The 4829-nt window shown below is 69.2% G+C and carries 4 protein-coding genes; 2 read left to right on the forward strand and 2 right to left on the reverse strand.

What is annotated here, in order from left to right:
• The coding region (locus tag EB084_19540) for a hypothetical protein (GenBank protein ID NDD30457.1) at positions 1-849 on the forward strand (849 nt) is incomplete at its 5' end.
• A 25-nt stretch (positions 850-874) separates the two neighbouring features.
• On the opposite strand, the gene maf is transcribed toward EB084_19540, so the two are convergent.
• Positions 875-1624, reverse strand: a complete 750-nt coding sequence (maf, locus tag EB084_19545) for a septum formation protein Maf (GenBank protein NDD30458.1) — start codon at positions 1622-1624, stop codon at positions 875-877.
• 100 nt (positions 1625-1724) lie between these two features.
• Here maf and EB084_19550 point away from each other — a divergent pair, with 100 nt between their 5' ends.
• Positions 1725-2570 (forward strand): metallophosphoesterase, encoded by an 846-nt coding sequence (locus EB084_19550; GenBank protein ID NDD30459.1) that lies wholly within the window; start codon positions 1725-1727, stop codon positions 2568-2570.
• Positions 2571-2622: 52 nt separating this feature from the next.
• On the opposite strand, the gene EB084_19555 is transcribed toward EB084_19550, so the two are convergent.
• Positions 2623-4776, reverse strand: coding sequence for a hypothetical protein (locus EB084_19555; GenBank protein ID NDD30460.1), 2154 nt, complete (start codon positions 4774-4776; stop codon positions 2623-2625).
• Positions 4777-4829: the final 53 nt, after the last annotated feature.

Genomic DNA, 4829 nt, shown 5'->3' on the forward strand with positions numbered 1-4829 from the left:
AGGCCGGTGCTTCGCGACATCGTGAGCGGAACGATCTGCAGCGATCTCCTCGACTACCTCGCGCGCGACACGTTCTTCTGCGGCCTGTCGGGTGCGTGGGACGCGCGGCTCTTCCGCTGCTTTCGCGTTGACGGCAGCACGGATCGCCTCTATCTCGACGCCCAGAAGGACGGCATCATTCGCGAGGATGCGCTATCGGAGGTCGTGAACCTGCTGCGACTGCGCTACTTCCTGTCGGAACGGGTGTACTTCCACCACAGCAAGACGGCTTCCGGCGCCATGATCTCTCGTGCCGTGGAGTGCGCGGTCAATGAGGGTCTGCGCCTCGAGGAGATGTTCGGGTTGCGCGACGACACGCTGCTCTATCTGCTCGATCAGCGATACGGACGAATTCCCGCTGTGCGCTGCCTGCTCGATCACGTCTTCTCCCATCGGCTCTACAAGCGCGCCTATGTGCTGACGCGGCGGGTGGGGGAGGAGAAGCAGGCCGCCCTCATCCGCTCGTTCCACAGCGATCGTGCGGCGCGTGAGGAGGCGGAGCGCAGCTTGAGCAAGCGCTTGCGGCTCAAGGACGGCGAGCTCGTCGTCTACTGCCCATCGAGCCGGATGCAGCTGAAGGAAGCAGACGTGCTGGTTCGCATCGACGAAGGTCGCCCGCGCTCGCTGCGAGAGCTCGCCCTGCCAGAGATCGAGGTGCTCACGGGAAGGCACCGAGACCTCTGGCGGTTCTACGTCTTTGTCGCCCCACGCCACGTGGAGCGGCTGCGCGCCGTGGGCGCGGCCTGCGAGGCGTGGTTCCAGTCTCCGAACGAGCTCCCCGCGTTGCAGACCGGACAGCTCTACCTCTGAGCCTGCGGGGACGACAGCCCCCTGGTCAGCCCGATTGCGGCCTCGCGCCGTGCAGGGCCCAGATCTGCTCGATGGAGACGCCGATGCGCGCGAGGAGGTCTGCAAGGCGCCCGAGGGGGAGGCCGACGATGTTCGAGTAGCAGCCCTCAACGCGTCGAACAAGGACGCCCCCCAGGCCCTGTATCCCGTAGCCGCCCGCCTTGTCGAGGGGCTCGCCCGTGGCCACATACGTGTCGATGAGCGCGGAGGAGAGATCCCGGAACGAGACCGCCGTCACCTCAGCCTGTACAAGGCTCTCCGCGGCACGTCGCACGCAGAGCCCCGTCACCACGTGATGCGTCTTGCCGCTCAGGGCCGCCAGCATCTGGCGCGCATCGTCGGCGTCGGTGGGCTTGTTCGACAGGCGGCCGTCGCAGACGACCACCGTGTCAGCCGCCACTGCGATGTGCGCCCCCGTCTCCCCCGCGCCTGGCTGGCCCTGGCCGAGTCGGGCGATTGCGGCCGCAGCCTTTGCCTCGGCCAGGCGGCACGTGAGCCGCTGGGCGTCGTCGAGGGAGACAGTCACTCCCGGCGGGCAGAGCGCGTGCAGGATCGCCTCTTCATCGACCTCGGGAACCACGACCCGGCACTGGAGCCCGATCTGGCGCAGAAGGGACAGCCTTCGAGGGCTGGAGGAAGCGAGCACGATCTCCAACGAACGTCTCCTGGGCTCGAGAGAGTGGGCGCGTGTCGCACGAACGAGCCGCCGAGCGCTACGAGCCACCGCTTCGCCCATCCGAGGTGCCATCCTGCTGTACCGTCCCCGTCTTCCCAAGCGGTATTTCTACGCCATCGTCGCCACCGGAGGGCTCACCGTCCTCATCGTGACGTCCGCGTTGCTCTGGCTTGTCGACCCGCGGGGGCCGCTGTGGGTGTTCAGCGCCGCAGCCCTCGCACTGGCCTGGGGGGTCATGGTGGAACGTCGGTGGCCTCAGCTGACCCGGCACGACGTTCCGGTTGCCGGCCTCCCCGCTGCGCTGGATGGCTTGCGGGTGGTTCATCTCTCCGATCTGCACTGGGATGATCATACCAGTCCCGCGCGCATGCATGCGATCTTCAACCAGGTGAATGCGCTGCGCCCTGATCTGGTCGTGCTCACGGGAGATCTGATCACGCACTACCGACGTCATATCGCCCCGTGCGCCGCCGCCATAGGCCGGCTGCGTGGTCGTCTGGGGGTTCACGCAGTCCTGGGAAATCATGACCACTGGGCCAGCGGTCGGCAGATGGCCGACGCGCTGCGCTCCGTCGGCGTGAACGTGATGATGAACGAACACGTGCTCGTGGAGGACGGTCTCTGGCTCGTGGGCGTCGATGATCCCCACCTGCGACGGGCCGACCTTGATCGCGCCCTGTTCGGGATTCCGGAGAGCGACGGACTTCCGCGCCTGCTGCTGGCGCACTCCCCCGACATCATGGAGGATGCGGAGGGGCGTGTCGATCTGGTGCTGACAGGGCACACCCACGGTGGTCAGGTGAGGTTCCCCGTGGTTGGACCTCTCCTTCACGCCACCCGGCACGCCGTGGGCCGAGAGCACGTGGTGGGCTTCCGGCGACGTGGCCACACCCTCTGCTTCACCAATCGCGGACTGGGAACCGTTCTCATTCCCATCCGATTCAACTGCAGACCCGAGGTGGCCCTCATCACGCTGCGCGTCGAGCACGATCAGGCGAAGCGGTAGAACGCTCTGTCTTAGAGCGGCCGAAAAGGCAGCTCTCCGCCCAGAAGTACGGCTACTCCACGCCCAGCGGCGCCTTTGACTGGAGGCGCAGCAGGACGACGGCGGCCTCGAGTCGCTCTGAGAGGCTCGACGAGCCCAGCATCTTCTGGTAGGTCGTGCTGCCGGCGGGGTCGCCGATCTTGCACAGCGCCCGCGCGGCGCGCAGGTCGTCGGCGTGGGCGCCGCGGAGCACCGGCCCGGCAGCCTCGACCCCGCGGTCACCCAGCGCGGCTGCGGCCTCGAGACGCACAGCCGCCGGCATGCCCTCCGCCAGCAGCCCCTTGAGGAGGTAGGTGCTCAGATCGCTGTCGATGCGGCTGAGCGCCTGCACGGCCAGGGGGCTCAGCACAGGGTCGGCGTTCGCGCAGGCGATGGCGCAGAGGGCTTCGGCTGAGGCCGCCGTGCCCTGTCGGCCGAGCGCGTCGACCGCGCGCGTGCGGTCGTCAGACGGGCCGCTCGATGCAATGCTCGACAGCGCGGCAGAGACCGCCGTCAGCTTGACCCGGTCTGCCGCGCGCAGCATCTCGTCTCGCTCTGGGTTCCCTGGGGCGGTGAAGCGGCTCAGCGCCTGCAGCCCCGCGGCGTCGTCAAGACGCGCGAGCTCGAGCGCACAGGCGACGCGTACGCCGGCATCGGCATCGGCGAGGGAACGTCTCAGCGCCTCGCGATCACGCACATCGGTGACGCTCGCGAGCGCGTCGAGCGCGGCGAGGCGCACCGAGCGCGTGTGGTCGCCTAGGGCGGATACGAGCAGCGGAACGCCGGGACCGGGACAGCCGAGCTTTGCTGCCTCGACAGCCTTCAGGCGCACCGCGGTCACGTCGCTCGCGAGCGCGGCCTGAAGCGCAGGGATGCCATTGCCCTTCTTGTGGGCGAACAGGCCCGCGGCTGCGCGCACCCGCACCTCGGCGTCACTATCGCCGAGGGCGCGCACCAGCGTCTGCAGCACCTCTTCACCATCGAGGTGACAGAGGGCGTCGATGGCCGTGAAGCGCAGCGCCGCGTTCGTCTGGCGCATCGCGCCCTGAAGGGCCGCAAGACCGCTTGCGTCACCGATGCGCGCCAGATAGACAGCGGCATACAGGCGGATGCCCGGGTCCTTGTCGCGGAGCGCGTCGGCGAGAACGGAGGTGCCCCGCCGCCCCCCGACGTCCTGTACGGCGGCGTACGCGCTCGACCGCAGATACTTGTCGGTGCTTGCGGTCGAGCGGCGGAGCGCCATCCAGGCCTTCTCGTCTCCCAGGCGTGCCAGGCCTTCTGCCGCGGCGACCCGCATGAACGGGTCGCGATCGCTCAGGAAGGGCGCGAGCAGGGGAACCATCCACTTCTTGTCGACCCGCTTCATCGCCGTGAGCACAAGGAAACGGTCGTCGTGGCCGCGAGCGGCGAGGGCCTGTCGGAAGGTATCGATGACGGCGCGGTCTCCCCGCGACCCGAGAATGGCCGCGGCCTCCATGCGCACGGGGAGGGCGGTGTCACCGAGCGCCTGATGGAGGATGCGCGACGCGCCCACGTTGTCGATGCGCGCCATCGTTGCCACGACACGTCTGCGAACCGCGGGCTCGGGAGAGGTACAGAGATCTCGCATGACCGCCATGAAGGCTCCGCCGTCGAGCTGCGCAAGCGCGCGTCCTCCCGCGCCCTCGCGGAAGTCGGCGAAGGTGCCGCTCAGGGTCTCCTCGGTGAGGGCTGTCTTGAGAACGCTCCACGCAGACGCGGCCAGCGCCGACGTGGCAGGCGTCGAGGCACCCGCGTCACGCGACGGGACGACGAGGGTGACCGCGCGCGCGGTCTGCGAAGGGGCGGGCGGCTCAGCGACAGGAGGGGTTGCCGGCGAGGCGGCCGCAGCGGTGACGCTCGGCGCAACCGCAACAGGCGACACAACCACCGCGGGCGCAGCAGCGGGGACTGGCGCAACAGGCGACACGACCACCGCGGGCGCAGCAGCGGGGACTGGCGCAACGGGGATGATGGTCGGCGCTGCAGCGACGGGGGCCACGACCACCGCTGCCGTCGCTGGAGGCGCGGTCGCAGCGGTGACAGGCGGCACGACCACAGGGGTCGCAGAGCGGGCGGTGACCACGGTCGGCGCTGTCGCGATGGCTGGCGTGCTCAGCACCGCCGAGGCTGCGCGCGAGGGGGCGGTGAGCGGCACGAAGTGCACCACTGAAGCATCGCTCTTTGCGGCGGTCGCTGTCGAGCGCAGGGCAGGGGAGACCG

This window comes from Pseudomonadota bacterium (assembly GCA_010028905.1).
In the GTDB taxonomy this organism is placed as follows: Bacteria; Vulcanimicrobiota; Xenobia; order RGZZ01; family RGZZ01; genus RGZZ01.

What these genes read in the sequence shown, in the direction of transcription:
- maf (NDD30458.1), bottom strand. Translation starts at nt 1,624, where the DNA reads ATGGGCGAAGCGGTGGCTCGTAGCGCTCGGCGGCTCGTTCGTGCGACA.